Here is a 25424-nt window from a genome sequence, read left to right as displayed (position 1 = left end):
ACCGCGCCCTGAGCGCGGCGATGCCGGCGGGCCGCTCTGGTCATCCGGCGTGCCGAACAACGCCATCACGCCCAGACGAAGTGCCCCGTCGGCTGACGCACGAACGATGATCCACTCCGTATCGCCGACATGGGGCTTTCCACGTCGCTGGATACCGCCACGTCGGCGGAGTGGGGGTGGATCACCGGGCCGCCGTGGAGCGCTAGGCCGGCAGGTCGACACGAGAGCCCGCCGGGCGAGCTGCGGGGCCGGGCGGCGGTGGGACGCCCGCGTGGGCGAGGATCGGCGGATGATCTCCCTCGGCACGGCAGCACGGCGACGGGCCAGCGCGGTGGTCGCGGTGGCCGCGGTAGCTCTCCTGCTCGCCGCCTGCACACCCGGCGACCATCGGGGCCAGGGTGGTGATCCCACGGGCCGGCCACCGACCACGCCCGGCACGACCCCGTCGGCGAGCGCCGAGCCGGTCGCCGAGTGCCCGGCCTCCGGCGTTCTGATCCGGTCCACCGGTGGGGACGCGGCGATGGGGCTGCGCGCGCTCGGCCTGGAACTGGTCAACTGCGGTGACCGCACCTACCAGCTCAACGGGTACCCGGCGGTGTGGGTCCTGAACGAGCAGCGCAAGCCGATCATCCTGCGGGTGGTGAACGGGGCGAAGGAGATCACCTCGGGCTTCGATCAGCCGCCGCAGCCGGTCACGCTGCGCAAGGGCGAGAGGGCCGTCGCCACAGTCCTCTGGCGCAACCTGGTCACCGATTCGACCGTGGTGGCCACCGCCGGGGCGTACCTGACGGTCGCGCCCGCCGCCGGTCAGCCGGCCGAGGAGGTCGACCCGGACGGCCCGATCGACGTGGGCAACACGGGCCGGATCGGCGTCAGCGCCTGGCGGAAGGCTACGACGTGATGTCCTTGCGGGTGAACCGCCAGAACGCCAACCCCCAGAACAGCGTCGCGTAGCTGATCGCGGAGATGCAGCCGCGTACCACGTCGTCGGTCTGCACCGGCGTGGAGAGCAGCCCCAGCCAGGCGGTGCTGAAGTGGGTGGGCAGGAAGTCGCGCAGGCCCCCCAGGGCGGTGATCTGGTCCAGGATGCTGGACAGGATCCAGAGCAGGACCGCTCCGCCGACCGCGCCGAGCGCGGCGTCCGTCGTCACCGACAGCAGGAACGCCAGGCCGGCCACCACCAGGAGTACGACCGCCAGATAGCCGAGCACGGCCAGCAGTCGGAGCAGCCCCTCGGTCGGCTCCAGCTCGGCGGCGACCGTGCTGCGCAGTGGCGACCAGCCGTAGCGCAGGGTCCCGGCGAGCAGGGCGGTGCCGGCCAGCAGCAGCAGGGCCAGCCCCGAGTACGCGAGCGCGACCACCAGCTTCACCGTGAGCAGCCGGGCCCGGGGCACCGGGATCGCGAGCAGGTAGCGCAGGCTGCCCCAGCTCGCCTCGCTGGCCACCGTGTCGCCGCAGAACAGCGCGACGACCACGACCAGCAGGAACGACGCCGACACGAAGATCGAGAAGAGGGTGAAGTTGAGCCCGCCGGAGGTGGCCAGGTCGACCAGGCTGGCGAACTCGTTGTTGCCGTTGTCGTCGTCGCCACCCGAGTTGAACTGGAAGGCGACCAGGATGATCAGCGGCAGCAGCACCATGAACCCGAGCGCCAGCTGGGTCCGCCGCCGGGACGCCTGCCGGCGGAACTCCGCCACGAAGGGCATGGTGGCCGAGGGTCGGTAGCCCCGGGCCGCACCGGCCGGGTCGGTGACGCCCACCGGCGCCTCGACGGGAGATCCAGCCATCACCGGTCACCGCTTCCCCGAGAGTTCTCGCCCACCAGGGCGAGGAACGCGTCCTCCAGGCGTCGCCGGGGCACCACCCGGTCCACCCCGATGCCGGCGCGCACCAGCTCCGCCACCACCTCGCTGCGGGCCGTGCCGTTGGTGTCGACCACCAGTTGGCCGTCGCTCTCCGGCAGCACCCGTACGCCGTGCAGCCGGTCCAGCACCGCCCGCGCCGCCACCGGATCGGTCACGTCGAACAGCACGCTCGGCGACTCGCCGACGATCTCCTGCACCGGCCCGGACGCCACGATCCGGCCCTTGTTCACCACCACGGCGTGCGTGCAGGTCTGCTCCACCTCGGCCAGCAGGTGGCTGGAGACCAGCACCGCGCGGCCGTCGGTGGCGTACCGCTGGAGGACCCGGCGCATCTCGGCGATCTGCGGCGGGTCGAGCCCGTCGGTCGGCTCGTCCAGCACCAGCAGCTCGGGGAGGCCGAGCATGGCTTGGGCGATGGCGAGCCGCTGGCGCATGCCGTGGCTGTAATTCTTGATCTTCCGGTGCACCGAGTCGCCCAGCCCGGCGATCTCCAGGGCCGCGTCGAAGTGCGCGTCCTCGGCCGGCCGTCCGGTGGCCTTCCAGTACGCCTTCAGGTTGTCGAGACCGGACAGGTGCGGCAGGAAGCCGGGCCCCTCCACCAGCGCGCCGATCCGGGACAGCACCGGCGAGCCGGGCACCAGCCGACGACCGAAGACGTAGATCTCCCCAGCGGTCGGCTGGGTCAGCCCCATCAGCACCCGCAGGGTGGTGGTCTTGCCGGCGCCGTTCGGCCCCAGCAGACCCACCACCTGACCGGGGTGCACCTCGAAGTCCACGTTCGACACCGCGACGAAGCCGTCCGCGTACTCCTTGCGCAGCGCGCGCACGGCCAGCGGGGTGTCCGCGTACTCCGGATGCACCGAGCGGTCCTGGCGGCGGTGCCGGCGGCGGACCACGGCCACGACCACGACGAGCCCGATCACGATGGCGGCGAGCAGGCCGGCGAGCACCCAGCGCCAGAGCGTCGCCGCGGTGGGGATCGGCTCCCCGCTGACCGTGGGCAGGCTGACCGCGCCGTCCGCGGCCACCGTGTAGACGGTCGGCTCGGCGGGCGTGGTGTACGCCTGGTCGGAGCTGGCCACCACCAGTCGCAGCCGGTGCCCGGCCTCGACGCGGCGAACGATTCCGGGCAGCGTCACGGTGACCGGGCGGGCGTCCTGCACCCGCTGCGGCAGGCCGGTGAGCCGGACCGGGGCGACCAGCCCGTTCGGCAGGGTGGCCGCGCCGTCGGGGTCGACGTCGTAGAGCTTGACGAAGAGCACCGCCTCCCCGGTCGGCGAGGCGGCCCGCACGGTGACGGTGGGTGCGCCCGCCACGTCCACCGCCTCGGTCAGCGGCGCCGACTCGAAGCGCGCGTGCTGGCCGGGCACGTCGCCGGCCACCCCGTCCAGCAGCGAGGTGAGGCCACCGGCGAAGGGGATCGAGGAGATGGCGGCCGGGTTGCCGTTCGGCGGGTTCGCGATCGGCTGCGCCGGACCGGCGACAGTCACCTCCCGGCGGGCGTTGCCGGCGAGGCCCGGATAGTCGGCGCGGCGGAAGCCGGTGGCGACCAGGCCCCGGTCGAGCGCGTCGAAGCCGGCGATCCGCGACCAGGTGAAGTCGTCGCCGGGCGCGTCCCCCTCGCCCTTGACGTAGTGGTCGAGCCACTGGACGGTCAGGAACTTCACCCGGTCTTCGTCCGAGCGGGGTCCACTGCCACCGTCGTGCCCCCCGGTGAACCAGGCGACCCGGACCGGGGTGCCGGCGGCGGCGATGCCCTTCGCGTTCGCGTCCGCCTCACCGAGCGGAAAGAGGGTGTCCGCCTCACCCTGCACCAGCAGGGTGGGGGCCTTGATCCGGTCCAGCACGCCCGCCGGGCTGGAGCGGCGCAGCAGGTCCACGGCGGCCTGGTCGGCGCGGCCGGCGGTGGCGATCCGCAGGTACGCGGCGCACACGTCGGCGGCGAATCGCCCGCAGGACGGGTCGGCGGCGCCGGCCGGGGCTCCACCGGGAGCCGTGCCCGGGCCCTCGCCCGGCCCCGGGCTGGGCGGGCCGGCCGATGCCGGCGCCCCCTCGGGCTGGGCTGCGGTCGCCCCGGAGAGCCCGGCCGGGCCACTGCCCACGTTGCCGCCCCCACCGAAGAAGAGACCCGCCCAGCCCTTCTTGAACACGCCCTCGGTCGGTGCCGCACCGGTGCTCTCCGGCAGGAACGCCCGGGACAGGTCATTCCAGGTGATCATGGGGACGATCGCGTCCACCCGACGGTCCTGGGCGGCCAGCAGCAGCGCCAACCCGCCGCCGTACGAGCCGCCGACCACGCCGACCTTCGGATCGCCGGGGGCGTCGGTGCGCACCTCGGGCCGGGCGGCCAGCCAATCCAGCAGCCGCTCGGCGTCGCGCACCTCGTAGTCCGGGTTGTCCAGGTGGATCTCGCCGCCGCTGCGGCCGAAGCCCCGCGCGGTCCAGGTGAGCACCGCGTAGCCGCGCCCGGCGAACTCCTCGGCGTCCGAGCGCACCGACTCCTTGGTCCCGCCGAACCCGTGCGCCAGCAGCACCGCCGGCACCTTCCGACCGGACGACGCCCCGGTCGGGAGGTAGAGGGTCGTGTCCAGGTCGACGGGCTGGTCTCCGGACGGTCCGGAGCGGACGGTGAGCATCGCGCTCTGGGTGCGTACGCCCGATTTCCGCGGCCACACCGCCCAACCGACGGCGGCCGCCAGCAGCACGACGACCGCCGCCGCGGCGATCGCGCGGCGGCGGGTGGGCAGGGCACGCCGGAACCACGCGGCCGGCGACGGCGATCTCATGCGGCACACGGTACGGGCCGCAGGCTGAGCGTTGGCTGAGATCCGCCGTACGTCCGTCCGGTTGCTCCGATCGGTGATCCATCCCGGTGCGACCGCGCATCCTCCGGCGCGGCCGGGTGAGTTGAGTTCGGATCCCGTGAATTCCGATCTTCCGCGGATATCCCCATCGATCCCTTCATGTCACACGCATCGACGGGACACAGCGTGCTCGGAACCCCGACGAACGGTGACATCGCTCGAACTGACGCAAAACTGACTCACCGGCAACCGGTCGGCCCCCACAGGGTTCGGTTAGTTTTCCGGTCCGGTGGACGGGACTTGTCGGCGAGCCCGACGCCGCGCTGTTCCCCCGCCCGACGCCGGAGGAGACACACCATGACAGTCCCCGCGCCGCGGGCCCGTCGACGGACGTCCATGCTGGGCCGGTCGTTGCCGCTGCTGCTCATCGTCGCGCTGCTGGCGCCGGTGGGGCTGCTCTTCGCATCCACCTGGCGGCAGACCGGCGACGATCGGAGCCTGGCCGACCGCGAACGGCTCGGCGTGCAGTACCTGCGCGCCCTGGCCCCGGTCACCGAGGCGCTGGTGGAAGCCCAGTCCGCGGCCGTCGCCGGACGCCCCGTCCCGGGCGAGCCGCTGAGCCGCGCCGTCGAGCAGGCCGCCACGGTGGACGCCCGCATCGGCGGGCAACTGCGCAGCCAGGAACGGTGGGCCGGGCTACGGGCCAAGGTGGAGGCGCTGCGCGACCGCAGCCCCGCCGACCCGGAGGCCGCCTACACCGCGTACGGCGAGGTCACCGACCTGCTGCTCGCCCTGCACCGCAAGATCCGGGAGAGCTCGGGACTGGGCCGTGACCCGGGCGCCGACTCGTTCTTCCTGCAGGACAGCGCCGGCGAGGAGCTGCCCGAGGCGGTGGTGGGCGCCGGCCGGCTCGCCGACCTGGGCGCGCTCGCCACCCGACGACCGGCCGCCGAACGGGCCCGCAGCCTCATGGAGCTGACCGGTATGCGGGTGTCCGCCCTGTCGCCGGCCGGGGACGTGGTCGACAACCTGCGCTCCGCCGTGGACAGCTCGGAGAGCACCGACCTGGGCGCCAACGTGCTGACCCCGCTGGACGCCTATCAGCGGTCGGTGGAGGCGCTGGCCCTGTACTCGACCCCGAGCGCCACCGGCACCATCGACCAGGGCCAACTGACCGCTGCCGCACTCAACTCGCGCAACGCCGCGCGGCAGCTCCAGCCGGTCATCCTCGGCGAACTGGACGCCCTGCTCGCCGAGCGGATCGACGGGCTGGCCCGGGACCGCTGGCTGGCCGCCGGGGCGGGCGCGCTGGCCTTCCTGCTGCTGGCCTGGCTCGCCGGCATGCTGATCGCCGCCGGTCGACGCGCACGTCGGCGGGCCGCCACGTCGGACGCCGCCAGCCCCGCCGCCCCGCCGCCCGGAGACCCCTGGCAACCGCCAGCCCCGACCGGCCAACCGGCCGACCCTCGACCGCTGCAACCGGTCGGCGCGGCCCACGAGCCGATCCTCGCGCAGTGGGGGCCGTTCGATGCTTCTCGGTAGGCTTCGGATCCGCGGAAAGCTCGCGTTGCTCGTGGTGATCCCCCTGCTCAGCATGGTCGGCCTCGCGGTGCCCGTGGTGCTGGACCGGGTGGCCGCCGCGCAACGCGCCGCCGACATCACCGAGCAGGTGCGGCTCGCCAGCCGGGTCGGCAGCCTCGTCCAGGACCTGCAACAGGAACGCATCCTGTCGGTCGGCTACCTCCTCGGCCGGGTCGAACGCTCCGAGCTGGTCCGCAAGGCCGCCGACGTGGACGACCGGGTGGCCGACCTGCGGGCCGACGGCGGCGACGCGCTGACCGAGCGGGTCGACCACGCGCTCAGCGGGGTGTCCAGCCTCATCGACCTGCGGACGGCCGTGCTGGCCCGAGCCGCGAACCCCGGCCAGGTGATGGACGCGTTCGGCCCGGTCAACCGGGGGTTGATCGAATCGCTGCGGCTGGTCTTCAGCGTGGACACCGAGACGTTGCCGGGCCGCCAGGTGCTCGCCCTGGACGGGCTGCTGCGCGCCGACGAGGGCCTGGGCGCCTGCGCCACCCTGAGCATCCTGGTCAAGGCGATCGGCAGCCCGGACACCACCGCCGGGTACGTGGCGTGCATCGCCGCCCTTCAGGTCGACAACCTGCGCTTCCGCACTCTGATCACGCCCGAGCAGCTCAAGGTGGCCCAGCTCAACGACGCGGCGGTGGCCGCGCGTACCAGCCCCGACTTCCTGATCACCAGCGCCCGGGACCCGGCCGCCGCGGTCCGCGACGTGCCGATGGACGCGCTCTTTCCGGCCGTCCGCACGATGATCCAGCTCGGCCAGTTCGTCGAGAAGAAGCTCGTCGCCGACGTTCTCGCCGAGGTGAAGGCCGACCAGCGGCGGGCGCTGACCGCCGCGTACCTGGTGGGTGCCGCGGCGGCGTTGATCCTGGCGCTGGTGGTGCTGCTCAGCGTGGCAGTCGCGCGGACGGTCGCCCGACCGCTGAGCCAGCTCACCCGCTCCGCCGACCGGGTCGCCCGGGTCGCCGAGGCCGAGCTGGTCCGGGTCACCGACGACGAGACGGAGCACGTCCAGGCGGTCCGGTTGGAGCCGGTGGTCATCCGGTCCAACGACGAGATCGGTGACCTGGCCCGGGCCTTCGACCGGGTGCAGAACACCGCGGCCCAGCTGGTCGAGCGGCAGGTCGCCGGCCGGCGCAACGTGGCGCAGATGTTCGGCCACGTCGGGCGGCGTACGCAGAATCTGGTGAGCCGCCAGCTCGCGCTGATCGACCGGCTGGAGCAGCAGGAGGCCGACGCGGGCCGCCTGGAGCACCTGTACCGGCTCGACCACATCTCCAGCCGGCTGCGGCGCAACGCCGGCAGCCTGGTGGTGCTCTCCGGCTCGGCCGGCGCCGACGCGCACACCGCGCCGGTGCCGCTGGCCGACGTGGTCCGGCTGGCGCTCGGCGAGATCGAGGACTACACCCGCGTCGAGGTGCAGGTGCCGGCGGGCATCGCCGCCGCTCCGGCGGTCGTCGGTGACCTCGTCCTGGCGCTGGCCGAGCTGATGGAGAACGCGACAGTCTTCTCCCCGCCGCACACCCGGGTGCTGGTGGCCGGCGAGACGTCCGGGCGGGGCGCCCGGATCACGGTGGTGGACAACGGCATCGGCATGAGCGAGCAGCGACTGGCCGAGGAGAACGCCCGGCTCACCCGGCGCGAACGCCTCGACCTGGCGCCGACCGAGGTGCTCGGTCTCTTCGTGGTGGGCCGGCTGGCCCGCCGCCACGGCTGGGAGGTGAGCCTCGCCGCCACCGTGGGCGGCGGGGTGACCGCGCAGGTGGAGATCCCGCAGACGTCGCTGGTGCTGCGCCGCGCCGACCGGGCCGGGGCGACGGTCGCCCGGGCAGCCGTGCCGGACCGGGGCCGACGGCCGGCTCTCGACTCCGCCCGCGAAGCCCGCTCCCGCGCCGCCGTCGCGGCACCGGCCGGATTCGACACGGACCTGCTCAGCCGGGCCACCCGCAGCCTGGAGTCGGGCCAGTCCTGGGACGCGTTCGGCGCTCGGGAACCGGTCGACACCGGCGTTTCCGCCGCTACGGCACAGGGTCCAGCCGCCACCGCGGAAAGCCCGGCGACGGCGGCGCCGGGTCCGACCGCCGGCCCCCGGGTCCGGCAGCGGGTGCCCGGAGCCAGCCTCCCCGCCACCGCCGCGCCGACCCGGCCGGTCGACGCCACCGGCGGCGACCCGGACGCCGCTCGCGCGCTGGTCGAGGCGTTCCAGTCCGGCGTACGCCGGGCCGAGCTGAGCGTCCCGCCGGCCGCCGGCCGCCCGGTCGGGCAGTGGTCGATGCGCACAGCCACCGAGCCGGCCACCAGCGCCGGCCCCACGCTGGCGGATCCGAGCGAGACCGTCGACCTGCCCGCCACCCCGGGCGGCCTCGGCCCCACGGTGGCGGACACCGCCGGACTCACCCGGGGCCGTCCCCGACTGAGCCGCCGGGTGCCCGGCGCTAACCTCACGGTCTCCCCACCCTGCCAGCCGTTCAGCCCGCACCCCGGGGACCCGGCCGAGGTACGCGACCTCATCACCGAGTTCGAGGCGGGCGTCGCCCGTGCTCTCCGCGAAGTCAGCCCAGACCGTCGGAACGAAGAAGGATCATCACGGTGACCAGCCCCTTCCTGCACGACAACGTCGACCACCAGAGCCAGCCCGGCGCCGTCGGGGACCTCAGTCCCGAAGCGCGCACGTTCAACTGGCTGTTGGACTCCTTCACCTCCAGCACGGCCGGGGTGCTGGAGGCGATCGCCGTCTCCTCGGACGGGCTGCTGATGGCCATGTCGGCGATCAAGGACCGCTCCAACGCGGAGCGGCTGGCCGCCGTGGTCTCCGGCATGACCAGCCTCGCCGGCGGCGCGGCCAGCTGGTACGCGCTCGGCGGCCTGAACCGGGTGATCGTCGACATGGCCGACGGCTATCTGCTGATCAGCGCGATCAGCAGTGGCTCCGTGCTCGGCGTCGTCGCCGACCGGTCGGCGAACCTGGGCACCGTCGCGTACGAGATGACGCTCTTTGCCGGTCGGGCCGGTGGTGCGCTGACCCCGCGACTGATCGTCGAGCTGAAGAACGCCGTCCAGCAGTGACCCCCGACGTCGCCGGCGAGGACCCGGACCCGGAGCCCGGGACCCGGATCCGCCCCTACCTGCGCACGCCGCACCCGGGTGGGGGCGGCGCTCCGGCGGCGCCAGAGCCGCAGCCGAGCGGTGGCGGCCCGACAGGTCCGCGGCCGTTCGTGCTCACCTCCGGGCGGGTGGCCGGCGCGGATCCGGCGATCGGGCTGGAGACGCAGGTGACCCTGCGCCCGGACGGCGGCCGGTGGACCGACCCACCGGTCGGCCTGCTGGCGCCGGAACTCCAGGCGATCATCGCGCTCTGCGCCGAGCCGATCTCGGTGGCCGAACTCTCCGCCCGGGCCCGGCTGCAGTTCGGCGTGACCCGGGTCCTGGTCGGCGACCTGCGGGCCGCCGGGCACCTGGACGTGCACGTCACCGACGCCAACGACGCCTTCGACCCCGACCTCATCCTGCGAGTGATTGATGGACTTCGTGCGATCTCCTGAATGGCCGGGCGTCCCGCTCGGAGGGCTCGCCGGCAACAGCGCCACCGCCCGCTACAGCACGGCCCCGGGGACTCCCCCGGCGCTCGGACGGGCCGCGCCGCCGCCGACCGGGCCGCCACCGCCGTACCGGCCACCGGCCGACGCCGCGCTGACCAACCGGCCACCGGCGGCGCCACCCGTGCCGGTCAAGATTCTCGTCGCCGGCGGGTTCGGCGTGGGCAAGACCACCACGGTCGGGGCGATCTCCGAGATCGCGCCGCTGACCACCGAGGCCGAGATGACCAGCGCCGGGATCGGCGTGGACGACCCCGGCGTACGGTCGAGCAAGACCACCACGACGGTGGCGATGGATTTTGGTTGCGTGACCATCGACCGCAGCCTGAAGCTCTACCTGTTCGGCACCCCTGGGCAGGCACGGTTCGGTTTCATGTGGGACGACCTGGCCCGAGGTGCGCTCGGCGCGCTGGTGGTGGTCGACAGCTCCCGGCTGGACGACTGTTTCCCGGCGATCGACTTCTTCGAGCGGGCCGGGTTGCCGTTCGTGGTCGGGGTCAACGCGTTCGACGGGCGACTGGCCCTGGAACTCGGCGAGATCCGCTGGGCGCTCGCCATCGGCGATCATGTTCCCCTGGTGCAGTTCGACGCCCGGGACCGGCTCTCAGTGCGGGACGCCCTGCTGGTCGTCCTGGACCGGGCGTTGGACCGGGCCACCCGGGACAGGAAGGCCTGAGTCGACCGGCTCCGGCCGTGGCGGGAAGGGGTGATCTGTGAGGGGCGACCTGGACGAGACGCTGGCCCGGTTGGCCCGGCGCGAGGAGGCGCTGCGCCGGCGGGTCACCGATCGGGACGACACCGCGCCACCGCCGGGCCCGACCGCTGGGCAGGGCGCCGCCACGGGTGGGCGCAACGCCGGGCCCGCCCGGCACGATGGGCGGCACGCGGAACGGGAGAGCCCCGGCGACGTCGTCGGGTGGGGTCCGGTCGAGGAGGTGGCCGAGGCGGTCCGCCAGGTCGTCGGCGCACACCCGGGCCTGGCGGTGACCGTCCGCGTCGAGCACGACGGTCGGACGTACCCGCTGCGGGTCTCCTGGGACGGCCCGGACGTCACGGTCGGCCCGGAGCCGCCGGTGCAACCCCCGCCGTCCTGGCCGCTGTCCGGTCGGACGGTGCCGGCGTGGGCACCCGGCCCGGACGGGTTGACCCCGGACCCGGCGGCCCGTCTGGCCGAGCTGATCCGGCGGGATCCGTCGCTGCTGGATGAGCTGGATCCGCGGCGCTGACCGCCCCGACGAGCTGACGCCGGCTACGGTCGGGCGGTGGCCCAACCCGACCTGACCCTGACGGCGAGCCTGCGGCCCGCGGCGCTGGACGCCCGACGGGGCATCGTGCGGCTGCACCCGGAGGCGCTGACCGCGCTGGGGCTGCGCCCCGGCGACCCGGTGCGACTGACGGGCCGCCGGCAGACCGCGGGGATCGTCGCGGCGGCCGGGGCGGGCGCGAGCAGCGCCCTGCTGTACGCCGACGACCTGACGCTGGGCAACCTGGGCCTGCGGGACGGCGCTTCGGTGCGGGTGTCGCCGCTGCCGCTGACCCCGGCGGGCCGGGTCACGCTGACCGGGCCGGTGCAGGTGGTGGCGGCGGTCAGCCCGGAGATGCTCCGGCTCGCCCTGCTCGGCAAGGTGGTCACGGCGGGCGACGACGTGTCGCTGCTGCCGCAGGACGTGCTGCCGGACGCCTCGACGCGCAGCCTCGTCGAGGCGGCCCGGCGCAGCCTCGCCACCACCGTCGGCTTCGCCTGGACCAGCACCCTGCTCACCGTGGTCGCCGTCGAGGAGTCCGCCGGGTCGTTGGTCACCATGGACACGGTGGTCGCCTGGGAGCACGGGCCGGCCACCCACGGCGAGCCCGTTGGGGCGCCTGGGTTCGGCGCGGCCCCGGCAGTGAACGCGACCGGCGACGCGCCGGACGTGGACGAGCTGCCCGGCCTGCGGGCCCAGGCCGAGGAGCTGACCGAGCTGTTGGATCTCGGCTTCCACCACCGGGAGGTGCTGGGCCGGCTCGGCACCACGATCTCGCTGGGTGTGCTGCTCTCCGGGCCGGCCGGCTCCGGGAAGTCGGCGCTGGTCCGGGCCGTCGCGGCCCGGGTGGGCGCCCGCGTCCACCCGCTGTGGGCGCCCGAGGTGGCCGCGCTGACCAACCAGGCGGCCGCCGACCGGCTGCGCGCCGCGGCGACGACGGTTCGTGCCGGCGGACCGGCGGTGCTGATGGTCACCGATGTGGAGGCGTTGGCCCCGGCGGAGGAGCCCGGCCCGCTGGCCACGGTGTTCCGGCAGGTGCTCGCGGAGACCGTCCACGCCGGCGTCGCCGTGGTCTGCACCACCGGTCGACCCGAGGCGGTCGACCCGGCGCTGCGCGCACCGGACCTGTTGTCGCTGCGGATCAGCGTTCCGCTGCCCGACCCGGCCCTGCGCCGTGAGCAGCTCACCGTGCTGACCCGGCAGGTGCCGCTCGCCGACGACGTCCGGCTGGACGAGGTGGCCGGGCGTACCCCCGGGTTCGTCGCGGCGGACCTGGCCGCGCTGGTCCGGGAGGCCGGGGTACGCGCGGCGCTGCGGCAGAAGACCGCGCGGACGCCCACGGTGGCGATGGCCGACTTCACCGCCGCCCTGGAGGTGGTCCGGCCGACGACGATGGCCGCGTCCACCCTGGAGCTGGCGTCGGTGACCCTGGACGACGTCGGCGGCCTGGACGAGGTCAAGCAGACGCTTACCGAGTCGGTGCTGTGGCCGCTGACCTATCCGGACACGTTCGCCCGCCTCGGCGTACAGCCACCGCGCGGCGTGCTGCTCTACGGCCCACCCGGCTGCGGCAAGACGTACCTGGTCACCGCGCTCGCCGGGTCGGGGCGGGCGAACGTGCTCTCGGTGAAGGGCGCGGAGCTGCTCTCCAAGTGGGTGGGCGAGAGCGAACGCGCGGTACGCGAGCTGTTCCGCCGCGCCCGGGAGGCCGCCCCGACGCTGATCTTCCTGGACGAGGTGGACGCGTTGGCGCCGGTACGCGGGCAGGCCACCGACGGGGGCACCACGGATCGGGTGGTCGCCGCGCTGCTCACCGAGCTGGACGGGGTGGAGACGCTGCGCAACGTGGTGGTGGTCGGCGCCACGAACCGGCCGGACCTGGTCGACCCGGCGCTGCTGCGACCCGGCCGGTTGGGGCGACTGGTCTACGTGCCGCCGCCGGACGGGCCGGCCCGCGCCGAGATCCTGCGGGCCGCGTCCCGGCACGTGCCGCTGGCGCCCGACGTCGACCTGGCCGCCCTCGGCGCGGAGCTGTCCGGCTTCTCGGCGGCGGACTGCGCGGCGGTGGTCCGGGAGGCGGCGCTCGCGGCGATGCGGGAATCCCTGGCCGCCGCCACGGTCACCGCCGCGCACGTGGCGGTCGCCCGGGAACGGGTCCGGCCGTCGCTCGACCCGGCCCAGGTCGCCTGGCTCGCCGCGTACGCCGCCGGCCGGGACTGAGCGCCCCACCCAACCTTTTGTCGTACCCGGCGCGTTACCAGAGCGGCACATTCCTCGGTGGAGAGATCCACTCGACGACAGGCAGTGTTCCTCACCGTCCGGTACGGGTCAGTCCGTGGGGAGGAGCGGGCCGAGCGGGCCGAGGTCCAGGTTCAGGTCCTCCGGGGCCAGACCGAAGTGCTCACGCAGCCCCACCATCTGCTCCTCCAACGCCATCAGGGTGACTCCGATGCGCTCGACCTGCTCCTCGGTGAGGTCGCCGAGGTCGACCCGGCGCAGCGCCTGCCGCTCCATGAGCTGGCGCAGCAGCTCGACGACGGTGAGCACCAGGCTGGCCAGCCCCCGCTCGACCGAGTCGCGGTCCACCGCGATCCGGCGGTCCAGCGGCGTGACCCGGGGTGGCTGCCACGACTGCGCGGCGAGCGCGGCGACCAACTCGCCCGCGTCATCCCGGCCGGTCATCGGACGTCCTCCGGTGGTGCGAGCGCGCCGACCGACGCGACCAGCGCCCGCAACGAGATCCGGACCAGGTCGACGTCGGCGATGGACAACGTGATGTCGCCGCTGATCACCACGCCGGTGGCGAGCACCCGGTCGAGGAGGTCGACCAGGGCAACCGGCCGGTAGGCCAGCGGACCGTCCGCGCTGCTCGGCACGAGGGCGGCGGTCACCGCGACCCCCGACCGGCGCCGGTGGGCTCCGGCCGTTCCGCCACGAAGGAGTACGCCGGCCACGGCCCGGTCAGCTCCAGCCGGAGGCCCGGATGACGGGAACCCAACGAGCCGACCAGGTCGGTGAAGCGGGGCAGCGTCGCGGTGTCGACGAGGTACGCACCGTTGAGCGCCATCGGTGTGGGCACGCCGGAGAGCCGCCGGTCCTGTGGGGCGTGCCGGCGGCCCGCCACGGCCACCTCGCACAGGGCGACGTGCACGGCGTCCGCGGCGGCGCTCGCCACCTGCTGGTGTTCCTCGCGGGCGGTCAACTGGGCACGTCTGCGGCGCAGGTACGCCGTCCCCACCCCGCCGCTGCCCGCCCCGGCGACGCTCGGCACGGGCGCCCCCGGCACCAGGTAGCCCTTGACGCCCCACTCGCCGCGCCCGGTCAATCGGGCCAGCGTGGCGGACAGCTCGGCCCGCCGGGCCGCGAGCGACGCGGCGACCCGCCCGTCGTCGGTGTGCACTGTGGCGAGTCGGGCCGGCACCACCGGACCCTGTCGGGCGAGGGCCTCGACCACTGCATGGTGCGTCCGCGCGGCCCGCTCCAACCAGGCCAGGTCCTCCAGGTTGCGGCGCAGCGGCTCCTCGCCGTACTCGTCGAGCGGCGCGGTGCTGACGACCGCGACCAGCCCGGCGGCGGACACCGCGCGGACCGGAACACCACCCATCCCGGCGACCGTCGCCAGCGCCGCCCGATCGACGTCCCGCACCACACCGTGCAGCCAGACCCCGGCCACCGCGGCACGCCGGTCGGAAGCCACCTCAGCCGTCGAACTCATCCCACTCCTCCACCTCGGCGTCGCGACGTCGCGCCCGGGCCGCCACCCGGGGTCGCCGCTCCGCCTCGACCTGCTCCGGATCGCGCGGTCCCGGCTCCACCGGAGGGCGGGCACGGGAGCTCAGCCACGGGTCGTGCTCCCACCAGTCGATGCCGATCTGGCGTGCCGTGTCCACCGATGCGATGACCAGCCGCAGCTTCAACGTCAGCAGCTCGATGTCGAGCAGGCTGACCCGGATGTCCCCGGCGATGACGATGCCCCGGTCGAGCACCCGCTCCAGGATGTCGCCCAGGTTGGCCGGCTCGTGGCCGGCGGGCAGCACCTGGCCCGAGTTCTGCACCACCGAGGGCGGCTGCGCAGCGGTCATCTCAGCCCACCTCACCCTTTCCGCGCTGGTAGCGGCGCACCCGCCGATAGCCGAGCAGGTTCCCCTCGATGTCCAACTCCACCTCGTAGAGGCCGAGCAGGTCGGTCGAGTTGGGGATCCGGCGTGCCTCCACCACCTCCACCCCGACCAGCCAGCCGTCCTCGATGGGCTCCAGCGACGTGGTCACGGAGGGCTCCCGGCCGGTCAACTCGACGAGCTGCCGCAGGCCCGCCCGAGCCGCCTCGGCCGCCGACACGGGTTGCAGGTACTCCTCGTCGGCCAGCTCACGCTCGCGGGCCCTCGCGTCATCGGTCATGGCGCTCTCCCCTCTCCCGGACGGGGCCACGAGATCGTCCGTCAGCGGGCGCCGAGCCCGCGGAACGCCGGCCCGCGCCCCCGGTGAGCCGGTCCAGCACCCGCTGCTCGGCCCGGTCGCGTTCCTCGGCGCTGAGCTCGCCGGCCGCCACGGCGGCGTCCAACTCCTCCAGCTCGCGCCGGACGTTGACCGGGTTGCGCTGACGCGACTCGGCCTCCCGGGCCACCACCTTGACCACGGCGGTCAACCCGCGCACCGGGGCGTACGGCAGGGTCAGCAGCGCCCAGAGCAGGTCCACCGTCAGCCCGCCAACTGGTGGGCGTCGACGAAGTCGTACGGGGCGAGCGGCCCGAGCAGCCGCAGCCGCAGCAGGCCCCGACGGTCCTGCGCGTACGCCTGGAGCACCTCGATGAGGGCGTCCTCCCGGTCGGTGTCCACCAGCAGGGCCGCGTGGGCCGCGTCCATCTCGTGGGTGGGCGGGCGCAGTTGCGTGGAGACCACGTACTCGGCCGTGACGTCGAGCAGCCGCCGGTTCTCCGCCTCGCGGCGCAACTCGACGGCCTGGCTGATCAGCTCCCCCAGCCGGATGCGGGGCTCCCGGCTGACCGCCTCGGCACGCCCCCGCACCTGGTCGGCGAGCGCGGCGGTCGGATTCTCGTCGAGAATGGCGCGCAGCAACGCCCGCTCCTCGAAGCGGCCCTGCACCACGTACTGCACCCGGCCCTCGAACTCGGCGAGCGCCGCGGCGAACCGGTCGTGGTGCGGCCGGATCAGGTCGAGCGCCGCGTCCGGGCCGGTGACGACGGTGCCGAACCGCACCGGCAGCACCGGCGCCACGACCGCCGTCCCGTCCAGCAGTTCCTGGTACGCCCGCAGGTCCGCCGCCCGGCCCAGCGGCGCGTCCAGCGGCACCTCGCTGACCAGGGCCGCGAGGTCACCGTGCCGGATGACGGTCACCTCGCCGGGCGGGTCACCCACCCCCGCCGCGTCGGGCGTCGCCTCCACGTCCGCCGGCACCAGCCCGTAGATGAACAGTCCGGTCTCGTCCGCCATGTCAGCTCCTCCCGAGGTCCCGCACGGTGCCGGTGGCGTCGTCGGTGAGCCCCCGCACCGAACCGGTGACGTCCCGGACCGCGCCGGTGACGCCACCGACGAGGCCGGCCAGCCCTTCGCCCTCATCCAGGGCGAGGTCGAGCCGGTCGACCGCCTCGGCGAACCGCAGGTACGTCTCGATGCTCGCCACCGTCACCCGGGCGTTGAGCTCCACGAGGGGGATCCCGATGACCCCGGCCGTCACCTGCGCGTCGATCACGATGCCCTTGTCGAGCACCGTCTCCACGACGTCGGCGAGCCCGCCGGCGGAGCCCACACGTTCCAGGGCTCCGCCGACGGCGTCACCGCCGGAGGCGAGCGTCACTCGCCCTCCTCCCGGCGGCGGCGCACCACGGGTCGGCGCGGCGGCTCCGCTCCCCGGCGGACCGGCGGCCGGGGCCGCTGCGGCTCCTCGCGTGGCTGAGGTCGGCGGGCCCGCTCCGGGGCACGACGACGGGGTGGTGGTGGCGGCTCCTCATCGGGCTCGTCCGCGTACCCCTCGTCGTAGCCGTCCTCGTACGCCTCGTACTCCTCGTCGTACTCCGGCTCGGCCGGTCGCCGGGGCGGCCGCTGACGCAGCCGCCCGCCGGGCCGGCGGCGCGGCTCCTCCTCGGGCGGTTCCTCCTCGGCGTACTCCTCGTCCTCCGGCTCGGTCGGGGCCTCGCCGCCCCGTTCCCGGCCGCGCTCCCGCCGCTCCCGCTCCTCGCGCAGACCGGTCTCGTGGTCCTTGACCACCTGGGAGTCGCGGATCTCGCCGCGCCAGCCCTGGACCTGATCCGGGTCGAGCGCCACCTCGGTCATGACGTGCCGGACGAAGTGCTTCAACTCCAGCCGTACCCGCCGGCCCTGGGCCCGCCACAGGTTGCCGGTGTGCTCGAAGAGGCCCTGCGGGTGGTACTCCAGCACCACCAGGATGCGGGTCAGATCGGGGGTGATCTCGTGGAAGCTGACGGTGCCGTCGACCGAGCCCTTCTCGCCCTTCGAGCGCCAGTGGATGAGCCGGTCCGGCACCTGGCGGATGATCGTCGACTCCCACGTCCGGTGCGACCAGAAGACCTGCGCCTTCCAGGTCATCTTCTCGGCCGAGTCGTTCTCCGCCTGCTCGACCTTCTTCATGAAGCTCGGGAAGTCGCCGAACTGCGTCCACTGGTTGTACGCGGCCCGCACCGGGACACCGACCTCGATCGTCTCGACGATGTTGGTGACCTTCTGCTTCTTGCCGCCCTTACCGCCCTTGCCGCCCACGCGGCCGAGAGCCGACATCACCTTCTCCTTACCGCCGGCCACCCCGGCATGCACCATCGCCTTCACCGGTGAGCCGCCCTCGGCCAGCTTCTGCGCGCCGGTGGCGGCGGCGATCAGGCCCGGCCCTCCGCCCTGGCGCGCGTACTCGCTCAGGCGGCCGGTCGCGCCGGTGATCCGCTCCGTCACCACGCTCATCGCCCGGTCGCCGATCGCCCCGGCCAGGTTGCGCACCTCGTCGGCCAACTGGCCCCGGAGCTTGTCGCCGAGGCCGCCCGGACTGGTGTCTCCCGCCATGGTCACCGCCCCCGTCGCTGCCCGGCCGCGTCGTTCCGGTCGCTCGTCGCGCCGCGATCGGCGCTCTGGTTGCCGTTGCCGCCCTGGTTGCCGTCGCCGCTCTGGTTGCCGTTGCCGCCCTGGTTGCCGTCGCCGCTGCTGTTGCCGCTCTGGTCGCCGGTGCGGCGGCGCAGCGCGTCGGCGGAGCCGCGCAGCCGGCCGGTGAGCGCGTCGACGCCGCTGCCGGCCGCGGCGGTCGCGGCGGATCGACCGGCGTTGACCAGCGGCCCGCCGAGCCGACTCAGGTTGCTCAGCTGCGGGGACGACTGCAGGAGGTCACCACCCCGTTTCAGCAGACCGCCCGGGTCGCGGCTCGCCCGGCCGGCGGCCACCGCCGCGGCCAGAGTCAGCGCGGTACGCAGTTTGCGGCGACGGCCCAGCAGGTAGCCGAAGCCCACTGCCAGCCCGATTCGTGTTCCGGTCTTCATCAGGTCTCCCTCGCTCCCCGGTGGGTCCGGGACGTCTGCCGCGCGGGGGCCGGAGAAGGGCTACCGGGGAATAGCGCGCGCCACGCCCTCGATCAGACGTCCCGTATCTGCGGACCCGGCGGGCAGTACCCGGGGGAATTGCCACGAAACCGCTGCGACAATTTCCGTCGGCACTGCGCAGAGACATTCGGAAGAACGACGCCCAACGACGCAGACAGGACGTTCAGACGATCCTGAGCAGGGAATACGCCAAGAAAGACGAAGGGGTAGAGCCGATTCAGAGAGCGGGAGGCGTCGAATCGAGGCAGATTTCGGCGTGCACCTTTCCGCCGTCCTCGCGCAGTTTCGCACCGCATTTTTCGAGAACGGCGACCGCGCCGACATTGTCCGACGTCGTGTCGGCGACCACGGCACGCATACCGGCACGGGCGGCGAGGTTGAGCAGTTCCCGCAGGGCGGCCGCGCCGACTCCCTGCCCGCGCGCCGAGAGGCCGAGCCACATGCCGGTCTCCACAGTGCCCGGCTCGTCACAGCGCGTCATCCGGATCATGCCCACCACCTCGCCGCCGACGAGGATCGCGTACATCTGTGAGCCGGTCGGGCCGTCCAGGCCGGCGAAGCTCGCCCGGTGGAACTCACGGAACGCCTCCCGGCGGGCGAGCGACCAGCCAGCGGGAGCCTCGACCGGAGGCATCACCTCGCCCGGCTCGGCCTCGGCAGCCGCTACGGAGAGCAATGGCTCCAGATTCCGCTCGTCCACCGGCTCCAGCCGGACCGCACCCGCCACGTGCCGCAGTCTGCCGGCCTCATCGGCCGAAGTCCACCCCATTGGACATCCACTGGCGGTCCGGCTACCGGTACCGGCCGGTCGGGCGGTCAGGGTGTTTCTCCTCACGCTCCGTCGTCATCTGGCCGACGGCCCGACCGATCCGAACTCGCAGAACACCACCGAGGCGTCGTCGGTGGGCTTGTGCCGGCGCAGCCGGTCGGGATGATCGCGCTCAGCGTCCCGGACCCGAACCAGCAGCGCGGCCGGCCCCTCGACGCTGAGCAGGTCCAGCAGGCCCGCCCAGTCGGTCAGCCCGAACTGCTCGACCGCGCTGGACGCGCCGTCGCTGAGCAGCGCGGCCCGGCGCAGGGCCGCCGGGCCTTGCCGGAGCGCTGTCCCGGTCACCGCGTGGAAGGCCGCGTCCGGGTCGGCGGCAGCGACCCAGTAGCCGTGGGTGCGGTTCATCCGCTCCCGTTGGACGCTCACCGCGTGCCGGAACCGCGTGACCGGGTCCGCCGCACCGGCCGGCACGGTCGCGACCGTCTGCCGCAGGTCGGCCATCGCCGTGTCCAGCCGATCGTCGTTCACCACGCTGACCTGCCCGCCGACGTCCAGCACCAACGGGCTGTCGCAGAGGACCAGGTAGTCCACCTGGTCGCCGCAGTCGCGCAGCAGGCAGACGGTGCTGGACGGGGTGCCCGGATGATCGAGGTCGCACTGCCCACCGTGATCGGCGCGCACGGCGAGGATGGCCGCGGCCAGGTTGCTCGTCAGGCGGGCCGCCGGACGGGCCGCCTCGGCCACACCGAGCCGGGCGGCCAGGTGTCGGACGTACCACTCCGGCCCATGGACGCAGCCGGTGTCGAAGCCGTCCGGCACGGTCGCGCCGTCCAGGACACCGACCAGTGGGCCGAACTGGAAGACCAGGTCCTCGTTGACCGACCGGCCCGGGGCCGGCGCGGACGCGGAGCGTACCCGCATCACCGGCGTGGCCGCCTCGGCATGGCACCCCTCATAGCCTGCTCCCTCCATCGGCCCGTGGCCCGCGTGACGTCGACCGGGACGATAACCCGCGTACCCCTCCGCCCCGGCTGCATTCCTGCCGTATCCGGTATCGCGGCAACCCGGTTCGCCGGCGGCGGCCCGGCGGTAGCGTGACAACGTCTGGCCTTCGAGTTGCGCTTCCGCAGGTGGGAACGCGAGTCGGGGTCGTCCGTCGCGACAGGGGGATCGCAGATGTTGAAGCGGTTGCACGAATCGGGGCTCAAGGCGGAACACATGTACATGGCCGGCTTCGCCAGCATCGGCCTGTCGTTCACCAGCTGGTTCCTCTCCAGGCACCTGGAGCGGGCCGGTGTGGCACGCGCGGACCGGTGGGGCATCTTCATCGGCGAGTGGGCGCCGACGTTCTTCGCCATCGGCAACGGCCTGCAGGGGTACGAGAAGAAGTAGGGCCGGCCGGGTCAGCGACGGCGGTTGCGGGCGCGCGACGAACGCAGCCGGCGGAGCCGGCCGATCAGCACGGGGTCGGCGGCGAGCGCCGCCGGATTGTCCAGCAGCCCGTTGAGCAGTTGGTAGTACCGGGTCGAGGAGACGCCGAAGGTGTCCCGGACGGCCTGCTCCTTGGCGCCGGCGTGCCGCCACCACTGCTGCTCGAAGGCGAGGATGGCCCGCTCCCGCGTGGTCAGGCCCGCCGGGGGCGCGGCCGGCGCGGCGGCCGTCTCGTCGTCCGGCGGTTCGGCGTCGGCCGGCGTGGCGTCGTCGGTGCTCTCGACGGGCGGCGCCGGCCGGGGGGTCGGGACGCTCGGCGCGACACCGCCGACCGTCGCGCCCGGACGAGCGTCGGCGGACGGCTCGGGAGCGGTCGGGGCGGCGTCGGCGGGCATGACGTTCAGCCTAGCCAGGGCCGACCACTGTCGCAGCAGCCGGCACGGCCGGCTCCGCACGTCGGAAACACCCGACGGTGGGGCCGGCCGCGCCGTTGACTCCCTGGCGTCGATCAGGAGATGTCGCGTCGACGCATCGTCCAGAGCGCCGCTCCGAGGATCACCACGAGCCCGATCGAGAACAGTACGGAGGACTGCTGCCAGGTGATGTCCATGGTGTCCGGCTTGCACTCCCCGGAGTAGGTGGCGTTGCAGGCGTTCCAGTCCTGCAGTGTCACCTTCTTGGTCATCCAGGCCAGCGCGTACGTGGGCAGCAGCCACGCCTCGGCGAACTTCACGCTGGCCATCGACAGGAGGATGCCCAGGCCGAACTGGCCGACCACCATGAGCGCCACGACACCACCGAGGGCCATCGCGGTGTGCCGGCCCAGCGAGGCCAGCGCGAAGCCGATGGTGGTGAGCACCAGCACCAGCGCCACGCCGCGTACCCCGGTCAGAGCGAACGACTGCCAGGCGCCCGAGGTCATCTTCTCGGTGCTGCCCCGGAAGCTGGCCACCGCCCAGAACCCGGCGAACCACAGCACCGCGGCGGGCAGCGTCACCGCCAGGATGCCGGTGAGCAGCGCGGCCAGCTTGGTGAGCAGTACGGTAAGCCGCTTCGGCCGCCAGAGCAGCAGGTTCATCATGCCGCCGGTGCTCCACTCGGCGCCGACGAAGGAGGCGCCGACGACGAACCCGACCAGGGCGAGGATCGCCGCGAACGGGACCAGCGTCTCGTCGAACGTCTTGCGGAAATTGAACGTCGAGGGCAGGAACCACTCCGCCTGGATCTGGTCCCGCGACGGCGGCGTGATCATCGAGCAGTCGTCGGGGTAGCGGCCGCCGTCGTTCGGCGTGCCGGCCGTCTTGGCCTGCTCGCAGTTGACCCGCTCCTGCTCGCTCCAGCGGATCTGCTCCTGGTACTGCTGGTCGGCCTGACGCTCGGCCTTGGCGAGCTGACCGGCGTCGATCTTCTGATTGGTGAAGAAGACACCGACCACCACCGCGGCCAGCACCAGCAGGCCGAGCAGCGTCATGTAGCGGGTGAAGCGCCGCTTGACCAGCCGGCGCAGCTCCGTCCGAAAGAGGCTCACGCGCCCCACCCTCCCGCGGTGGCGCCGGGCTGACCCGTCCCACCAACCTTCATGGACTCGTCGACCTGGCGGTTCTGGCCGGGGACCGGCGCGGTGGCGGTCAGTTCGAGGAAGACGCTCTCCAGGTCGACCGCGATCGGGGCCAGCTCGCTGACGTACAGGTTGTGCTCGGCGAGCAGCCGGGTCACCGTGGCCGGCTTGTCGACGCCGGTCAGCATCAGGTGGTCCGGGTTCCCGGCGACCTTGACCCCGGCCCGGGTGAGGGCCTCGGCGGCCGTCGGCAGGTCGCTGACCGCCTCCAGGCGGACCCGGACCGCGCCGGACGAGTGCTGGGCGAGCACCTCGTCGACCGGGCCGAAGGCGACCCGGCGGCCGAGCGAGATGATGGTGACCGAGTCGCAGATCAGCTGGATCTCGCCGAGGATGTGGCTGGACAGCAGCACGGTCATCCCGGATTCGGCGAGTGTCCGCATCAGCGTGCGCATCTCCCGGATGCCGCCCGGGTCGAGGCCGTTGGCCGGCTCGTCGAGGATGAGCAGCGTCGGGTTCTTCAGCAGGGCGGACGCGACGGCGAGCCGCTGCTTCATGCCCAGCGAGTACGTCTTGACGCGCTCGCCCGCGCGGTCGCGCAGCCCGACCAGCTCAAGCACCTCGTCGACCCGCGTGGCGGGCACCTCGCCGGCCCCGGCCAGCAGGGACAGCGTGTCCCGTGCCGAGAAATGCGGGAAGAACTGCGGGCTCTCCACGATGGCGCCGACGTGGCCGGCGACGGTGGGCAGCGCGGCGGGAACCTCGTGCCCGAGCAGCGTCATCCGGCCGCCGTCGGGCCGGATGAGGCCGAGCAGCGTACGCAGCGTGGTGGTCTTGCCGGACCCGTTGGGGCCCAGGAAGCCGTGCACCTGCCCCGCGTCGACCCGCATGTCGAAGCCGTCGAGCGCGTTGCGGGTGCCGCGTCGACGACTCTTGTACGTCTTACGTAGACCTTCGATCTCCAGGACAGCTGGCAAGCTGCACCTCCCCCGATGGTGGGCGTGACAGCCGACACCATACGCGGTATGCAGCGCCGCGCAATACCCGGTATGCATCGACACGCCGATCGATGCGTTTTATCGACGGAGAGTTACCGATCAGGCGCAGACGACCTGCACGCCGGCCGCCCGGAAGGCGTCCACCACCTCCGGGTCCGCCCCGGAGTCGGTCACCAGCGTCTCGACCCGCTCGACCGGGCAGATCCGGGCGAAGGCATGACCGCCCAACTTGGACGAGTCCGCGATTATCACGACCCGCTTCGCGCGGGCCACCATCAGGTTGTTCATGGCCGCCTCACCCTCGTGGTGGGCGGCGGCGCCGAGCTGCGGGTCGATCGCGTCCACGCCGAGCAACGCGACATCCAGGGTGACCTCACGCAGCAGCGCACCGCCCAGCGGGCCGACCAGCTCGAACGACTTCGGGCGCACCACCCCGCCGGCCACCACCACCTTCATCCGCGACCGCACGAGCAGCTCGTTGGCGATGTTCAGCGCGTTGGTCACCACGGTGAGCTGGGCACCCTCGGCGCTGGTGTTCAGGTCCGGCCGCACGGCGAGGGCCCGGGCCACCTCCGTGCTGGTGGTGCCGCCGTTCAGGCCGACCACGGTGCCGGGCGTGACGAGCGCCGCGGCGGCGGCGCCGATCCGCTGCTTCTCGGCCGAGTGCTTGGCCGTCTTGTAGCGCAGCGGCAGGTCGTACGAGACGCCGTTGGCGACCGCGCCGCCCCGGGTCCTGGTGATCATCTGCTGCTGGGCGAGCTGGTCGAAGTCGCGCCGGATGGTGGCCTGGGAGACGTCCAGCCGCTCGGCGGCCGCCTCGACGCTGACCCGGCCGTTGTCGGTCAGCATCTCCAGCAGGGCGTTCCATCTGGCGTACCGGTCCACCTCGGGGGCCCTCCCAGTGACTGCACGATCGGTGATTGATTGCGTGCACACTAGTGCGCGAAAATAGCCTGGCGCAAAAGGCTGTTCTGCGCGATCGGCCGGTCGGTTGCCACGGCCGCCCCACTTCGCGCAGAATAACGCGCGAAATACGGGTGTAACGAGCCGTATTGCGCAGACAGGTCGGCCCGGCGAGGAGTTTCCCATGGCGTACGTGGACGCGGAGATCGCGAGCCAGCCCGACTGCTGGCGGGAGGCCGCCGAGCTGTCCCGCGTCGTGCGCGGCGACCTTCCCCGCCCCGGCGAGCGGGTCGCCGTCGTCGGTTGCGGCACGTCGTGGTTCATGGCGATGGCGTACGCCGCCCGCCGTGAGCAGGCCGGCCAGGGCGAGACCGACGCGTTCCAGGCGTCCGAGTTCCCCGCCGGCCGCCACTACGACCGGCTGATCGCGATCACCCGCTCCGGCACCACCACCGAGGTGCTGGATCTGCTCGCCGCGCTGCGCGGGCGTACACCCACCACCGTCATCGTCGGCGACCCGGCCGCGCCGGCGGTCGACCTGGCCACCGCCGCGGTGACCATGCCGTTCGCCGACGAGCGGTCGGTGGTGCAGACCCGTTTCGCGACGACCGCGCTTGCCCTGCTCCGGGCGCACCTCGGCGACCCGGTGACCGCGCTCGCCGCCGACGCCGAGGTGGCGGTGCGCTCCCCGCTGCCGATCGACCCGGCCACCATCGGGCAGGCCACCTTCCTCGGTCGGGGCTGGACGGTCGGCCTCGCCCAGGAGGCCGCCCTGAAGTGCCGCGAGGCGGCCACCTTCTGGGCCGAGGCGTACCCGGCGATGGACTACCGACACGGCCCCATCTCGATCGCCGCGCCCGGCCGGCTCGTCTGGGCGTTCGGCGAGCTGCCCGACGGGCTGCCCGAGGACGTGGCCGCCACCGGCGCGGCCTTCGTGCACAGCCGTACGCACGGCTGGCGCACGGTGCTCGGCAGTTGGTCTGCCGGTCGTACGCCGGTGGACCCGATGGCCGACCTGATCCTGGCCCAGCGCTTCGCGGTCGCGCTGGCGACCAGCCGGGGCCTCGACCCGGACGCGCCCCGACACCTCAGCCGGTCCGTGGTGCTGGCGTGAGC

The 25424-nt window shown here is 73.6% G+C and carries 26 protein-coding genes and 2 pseudogenes; 10 read left to right on the top strand and 18 right to left on the bottom strand.

Annotated features, from left to right (window positions below):
- Positions 1-289: 289 nt before the first annotated feature.
- Positions 290-901, top strand: coding sequence for a DUF4232 domain-containing protein (locus ACFYPH_RS01240; protein WP_387178067.1), 612 nt, complete (start codon positions 290-292; stop codon positions 899-901).
- On the opposite strand, the gene ACFYPH_RS01235 is transcribed toward ACFYPH_RS01240, so the two are convergent.
- On the bottom strand, positions 891-1787 hold the full coding sequence (locus tag ACFYPH_RS01235) for an ABC transporter permease subunit (protein WP_363940881.1): 897 nt from the start codon (positions 1785-1787) through the stop codon (positions 891-893). The two genes, ACFYPH_RS01240 and ACFYPH_RS01235, sit on opposite strands and share 11 nt — an antisense overlap.
- Positions 1787-4651 (bottom strand): alpha/beta fold hydrolase, encoded by a 2865-nt coding sequence (locus ACFYPH_RS01230; protein WP_387178064.1) that lies wholly within the window; start codon positions 4649-4651, stop codon positions 1787-1789. The genes ACFYPH_RS01235 and ACFYPH_RS01230 overlap by 1 nt, the downstream gene beginning before the upstream one ends.
- Positions 4652-5026: 375 nt before the next feature.
- Here ACFYPH_RS01230 and ACFYPH_RS01225 point away from each other — a divergent pair, with 375 nt between their 5' ends.
- The 7 genes from ACFYPH_RS01225 to ACFYPH_RS01195 are packed head-to-tail and all read left to right on the top strand — an operon-like array spanning position 5027 to position 13313.
- A complete protein-coding gene (locus tag ACFYPH_RS01225) occupies positions 5027-6211 on the top strand; it encodes a hypothetical protein (protein WP_387178061.1) in 1185 nt (394 codons plus the stop codon).
- Positions 6198-8846 (top strand): nitrate- and nitrite sensing domain-containing protein, encoded by a 2649-nt coding sequence (locus tag ACFYPH_RS01220; protein ID WP_387178058.1) that lies wholly within the window; start codon positions 6198-6200, stop codon positions 8844-8846. The genes ACFYPH_RS01225 and ACFYPH_RS01220 overlap by 14 nt, the downstream gene beginning before the upstream one ends.
- Entirely contained in the window at positions 8843-9319 is a 477-nt protein-coding gene (locus tag ACFYPH_RS01215; protein WP_007465863.1) for a roadblock/LC7 domain-containing protein, read from the top strand. Before ACFYPH_RS01220 ends, ACFYPH_RS01215 begins: the two co-directional genes overlap by 4 nt.
- Positions 9316-9795 carry a DUF742 domain-containing protein gene (locus ACFYPH_RS01210; protein WP_354858044.1) on the top strand — a complete coding sequence of 160 codons (480 nt, stop codon included), beginning with the start codon at positions 9316-9318 and terminating at the stop codon, positions 9793-9795. Before ACFYPH_RS01215 ends, ACFYPH_RS01210 begins: the two co-directional genes overlap by 4 nt.
- A complete protein-coding gene (locus ACFYPH_RS01205; RefSeq protein WP_387178054.1) occupies positions 9773-10525 on the top strand; it encodes an ATP/GTP-binding protein in 753 nt (250 codons plus the stop codon). Before ACFYPH_RS01210 ends, ACFYPH_RS01205 begins: the two co-directional genes overlap by 23 nt.
- Before the next feature lie 37 nt (positions 10526-10562).
- The gene (locus ACFYPH_RS01200; protein ID WP_354858049.1) at positions 10563-11075 is read left to right on the top strand and encodes a hypothetical protein; all 513 of its coding nucleotides are present in this window, start codon (positions 10563-10565) and stop codon (positions 11073-11075) included.
- Positions 11076-11111: 36 nt separating this feature from the next.
- Positions 11112-13313, top strand: coding sequence for an AAA family ATPase (locus ACFYPH_RS01195; protein WP_387178051.1), 2202 nt, complete (start codon positions 11112-11114; stop codon positions 13311-13313).
- Positions 13314-13421: 108 nt separating this feature from the next.
- Here the strand turns inward: ACFYPH_RS01195 and ACFYPH_RS01190 are convergent, their stop codons facing one another.
- From ACFYPH_RS01190 to ACFYPH_RS01135, 12 genes and pseudogenes are all read right to left on the bottom strand, one after another.
- Positions 13422-13775: a gas vesicle protein K gene (locus ACFYPH_RS01190; protein ID WP_387178048.1), complete on the bottom strand. Its 354-nt coding sequence runs from the start codon at positions 13773-13775 to the stop codon at positions 13422-13424.
- Complete coding sequence (locus ACFYPH_RS01185; protein WP_355135667.1) at positions 13772-13984, bottom strand: gas vesicle protein; 213 nt, start codon at positions 13982-13984, stop codon at positions 13772-13774. The genes ACFYPH_RS01190 and ACFYPH_RS01185 overlap by 4 nt, the downstream gene beginning before the upstream one ends.
- Positions 13981-14808 carry a GvpL/GvpF family gas vesicle protein gene (locus tag ACFYPH_RS01180; RefSeq protein WP_387178045.1) on the bottom strand — a complete coding sequence of 276 codons (828 nt, stop codon included), beginning with the start codon at positions 14806-14808 and terminating at the stop codon, positions 13981-13983. The genes ACFYPH_RS01185 and ACFYPH_RS01180 overlap by 4 nt, the downstream gene beginning before the upstream one ends.
- A gap of 166 nt (positions 14809-14974) precedes the next feature.
- Positions 14975-15130: pseudogene (gvpJ, locus tag ACFYPH_RS01175) on the bottom strand (gas vesicle protein GvpJ); the annotation flags it as partial.
- A gap of 46 nt (positions 15131-15176) precedes the next feature.
- Complete coding sequence (locus tag ACFYPH_RS01170; RefSeq protein WP_355135673.1) at positions 15177-15491, bottom strand: gas vesicle protein; 315 nt, start codon at positions 15489-15491, stop codon at positions 15177-15179.
- Complete coding sequence (locus ACFYPH_RS01165) at positions 15481-15789, bottom strand: gas vesicle protein GvpG (RefSeq protein WP_387178042.1); 309 nt, start codon at positions 15787-15789, stop codon at positions 15481-15483. Before ACFYPH_RS01165 ends, ACFYPH_RS01170 begins: the two co-directional genes overlap by 11 nt.
- A gap of 2 nt (positions 15790-15791) precedes the next feature.
- Complete coding sequence (locus ACFYPH_RS01160) at positions 15792-16544, bottom strand: GvpL/GvpF family gas vesicle protein (RefSeq protein ID WP_387178039.1); 753 nt, start codon at positions 16542-16544, stop codon at positions 15792-15794.
- Positions 16545-16692: 148 nt separating this feature from the next.
- Positions 16693-16908, bottom strand: a pseudogene (gene gvpJ, locus ACFYPH_RS01155) (gas vesicle protein GvpJ); the annotation flags it as partial.
- Positions 16905-18122 carry an SRPBCC family protein gene (locus ACFYPH_RS01150; RefSeq protein ID WP_355064399.1) on the bottom strand — a complete coding sequence of 406 codons (1218 nt, stop codon included), beginning with the start codon at positions 18120-18122 and terminating at the stop codon, positions 16905-16907. The pseudogene gvpJ (ACFYPH_RS01155) and the gene ACFYPH_RS01150, both read right to left, overlap by 4 nt.
- Positions 18123-18124: 2 nt before the next feature.
- Entirely contained in the window at positions 18125-18589 is a 465-nt protein-coding gene (locus ACFYPH_RS01145) for a hypothetical protein (protein WP_387178036.1), read from the bottom strand.
- 277 nt (positions 18590-18866) lie between these two features.
- Entirely contained in the window at positions 18867-19376 is a 510-nt protein-coding gene (locus tag ACFYPH_RS01140) for a GNAT family N-acetyltransferase (protein ID WP_354858066.1), read from the bottom strand.
- A 117-nt stretch (positions 19377-19493) separates the two neighbouring features.
- Positions 19494-20339 carry a hypothetical protein gene (locus ACFYPH_RS01135; protein WP_363939080.1) on the bottom strand — a complete coding sequence of 282 codons (846 nt, stop codon included), beginning with the start codon at positions 20337-20339 and terminating at the stop codon, positions 19494-19496.
- Between the two features lie 255 nt (positions 20340-20594).
- Here ACFYPH_RS01135 and ACFYPH_RS01130 point away from each other — a divergent pair, with 255 nt between their 5' ends.
- The gene (locus tag ACFYPH_RS01130) at positions 20595-20810 is read left to right on the top strand and encodes a hypothetical protein (protein WP_234583345.1); all 216 of its coding nucleotides are present in this window, start codon (positions 20595-20597) and stop codon (positions 20808-20810) included.
- An 11-nt stretch (positions 20811-20821) separates the two neighbouring features.
- Here the strand turns inward: ACFYPH_RS01130 and ACFYPH_RS01125 are convergent, their stop codons facing one another.
- The 4 genes from ACFYPH_RS01125 to ACFYPH_RS01110 all read right to left on the bottom strand — a co-directional run bounded on the left by ACFYPH_RS01125 (position 20822) and on the right by ACFYPH_RS01110 (position 24290).
- Positions 20822-21244 carry a DUF3263 domain-containing protein gene (locus ACFYPH_RS01125; RefSeq protein WP_387178031.1) on the bottom strand — a complete coding sequence of 141 codons (423 nt, stop codon included), beginning with the start codon at positions 21242-21244 and terminating at the stop codon, positions 20822-20824.
- A 113-nt stretch (positions 21245-21357) separates the two neighbouring features.
- Positions 21358-22377 carry an ABC transporter permease subunit gene (locus tag ACFYPH_RS01120; protein WP_355064393.1) on the bottom strand — a complete coding sequence of 340 codons (1020 nt, stop codon included), beginning with the start codon at positions 22375-22377 and terminating at the stop codon, positions 21358-21360.
- Entirely contained in the window at positions 22374-23384 is a 1011-nt protein-coding gene (locus tag ACFYPH_RS01115) for an ATP-binding cassette domain-containing protein (RefSeq protein WP_387178028.1), read from the bottom strand. Before ACFYPH_RS01115 ends, ACFYPH_RS01120 begins: the two co-directional genes overlap by 4 nt.
- A 120-nt stretch (positions 23385-23504) precedes the next feature.
- Complete coding sequence (locus ACFYPH_RS01110; RefSeq protein WP_007465896.1) at positions 23505-24290, bottom strand: DeoR/GlpR family DNA-binding transcription regulator; 786 nt, start codon at positions 24288-24290, stop codon at positions 23505-23507.
- Positions 24291-24492: 202 nt separating this feature from the next.
- On the opposite strand from ACFYPH_RS01110, the gene ACFYPH_RS01105 reads away from it, so the two are divergent.
- A complete protein-coding gene (locus ACFYPH_RS01105; protein ID WP_355135685.1) occupies positions 24493-25422 on the top strand; it encodes a sugar isomerase in 930 nt (309 codons plus the stop codon).
- Positions 25423-25424: the final 2 nt, after the last annotated feature.

Origin of the sequence: Micromonospora sp. NPDC005252, assembly GCF_042872475.1 — a bacterium.
Lineage (GTDB): Bacteria > Actinomycetota > Actinomycetes > Mycobacteriales > Micromonosporaceae > Micromonospora.
This window is presented reverse-complemented; position numbering and strand designations above follow the sequence as displayed.

What these genes read in the sequence shown, in the direction of transcription:
- ACFYPH_RS01240 (WP_387178067.1), top strand. Translation starts at nt 290, where the DNA reads ATGATCTCCCTCGGCACGGCAGCACGGCGACGGGCCAGCGCGGTGGTC.
- ACFYPH_RS01235 (WP_363940881.1), bottom strand. Translation starts at nt 1,787, where the DNA reads ATGGCTGGATCTCCCGTCGAGGCGCCGGTGGGCGTCACCGACCCGGCC.
- ACFYPH_RS01230 (WP_387178064.1), bottom strand. Translation starts at nt 4,651, where the DNA reads ATGAGATCGCCGTCGCCGGCCGCGTGGTTCCGGCGTGCCCTGCCCACC.
- ACFYPH_RS01225 (WP_387178061.1), top strand. Translation starts at nt 5,027, where the DNA reads ATGACAGTCCCCGCGCCGCGGGCCCGTCGACGGACGTCCATGCTGGGC.
- ACFYPH_RS01220 (WP_387178058.1), top strand. Translation starts at nt 6,198, where the DNA reads ATGCTTCTCGGTAGGCTTCGGATCCGCGGAAAGCTCGCGTTGCTCGTG.
- ACFYPH_RS01205 (WP_387178054.1), top strand. Translation starts at nt 9,773, where the DNA reads ATGGACTTCGTGCGATCTCCTGAATGGCCGGGCGTCCCGCTCGGAGGG.
- ACFYPH_RS01190 (WP_387178048.1), bottom strand. Translation starts at nt 13,775, where the DNA reads ATGACCGGCCGGGATGACGCGGGCGAGTTGGTCGCCGCGCTCGCCGCG.
- ACFYPH_RS01180 (WP_387178045.1), bottom strand. Translation starts at nt 14,808, where the DNA reads ATGAGTTCGACGGCTGAGGTGGCTTCCGACCGGCGTGCCGCGGTGGCC.
- ACFYPH_RS01170 (WP_355135673.1), bottom strand. Translation starts at nt 15,491, where the DNA reads ATGACCGATGACGCGAGGGCCCGCGAGCGTGAGCTGGCCGACGAGGAG.
- ACFYPH_RS01160 (WP_387178039.1), bottom strand. Translation starts at nt 16,544, where the DNA reads ATGGCGGACGAGACCGGACTGTTCATCTACGGGCTGGTGCCGGCGGAC.
- ACFYPH_RS01150 (WP_355064399.1), bottom strand. Translation starts at nt 18,122, where the DNA reads ATGGCGGGAGACACCAGTCCGGGCGGCCTCGGCGACAAGCTCCGGGGC.
- ACFYPH_RS01145 (WP_387178036.1), bottom strand. Translation starts at nt 18,589, where the DNA reads ATGAAGACCGGAACACGAATCGGGCTGGCAGTGGGCTTCGGCTACCTG.
- ACFYPH_RS01135 (WP_363939080.1), bottom strand. Translation starts at nt 20,339, where the DNA reads ATGCGGGTACGCTCCGCGTCCGCGCCGGCCCCGGGCCGGTCGGTCAAC.
- ACFYPH_RS01130 (WP_234583345.1), top strand. Translation starts at nt 20,595, where the DNA reads ATGTTGAAGCGGTTGCACGAATCGGGGCTCAAGGCGGAACACATGTAC.
- ACFYPH_RS01125 (WP_387178031.1), bottom strand. Translation starts at nt 21,244, where the DNA reads ATGCCCGCCGACGCCGCCCCGACCGCTCCCGAGCCGTCCGCCGACGCT.
- ACFYPH_RS01105 (WP_355135685.1), top strand. Translation starts at nt 24,493, where the DNA reads ATGGCGTACGTGGACGCGGAGATCGCGAGCCAGCCCGACTGCTGGCGG.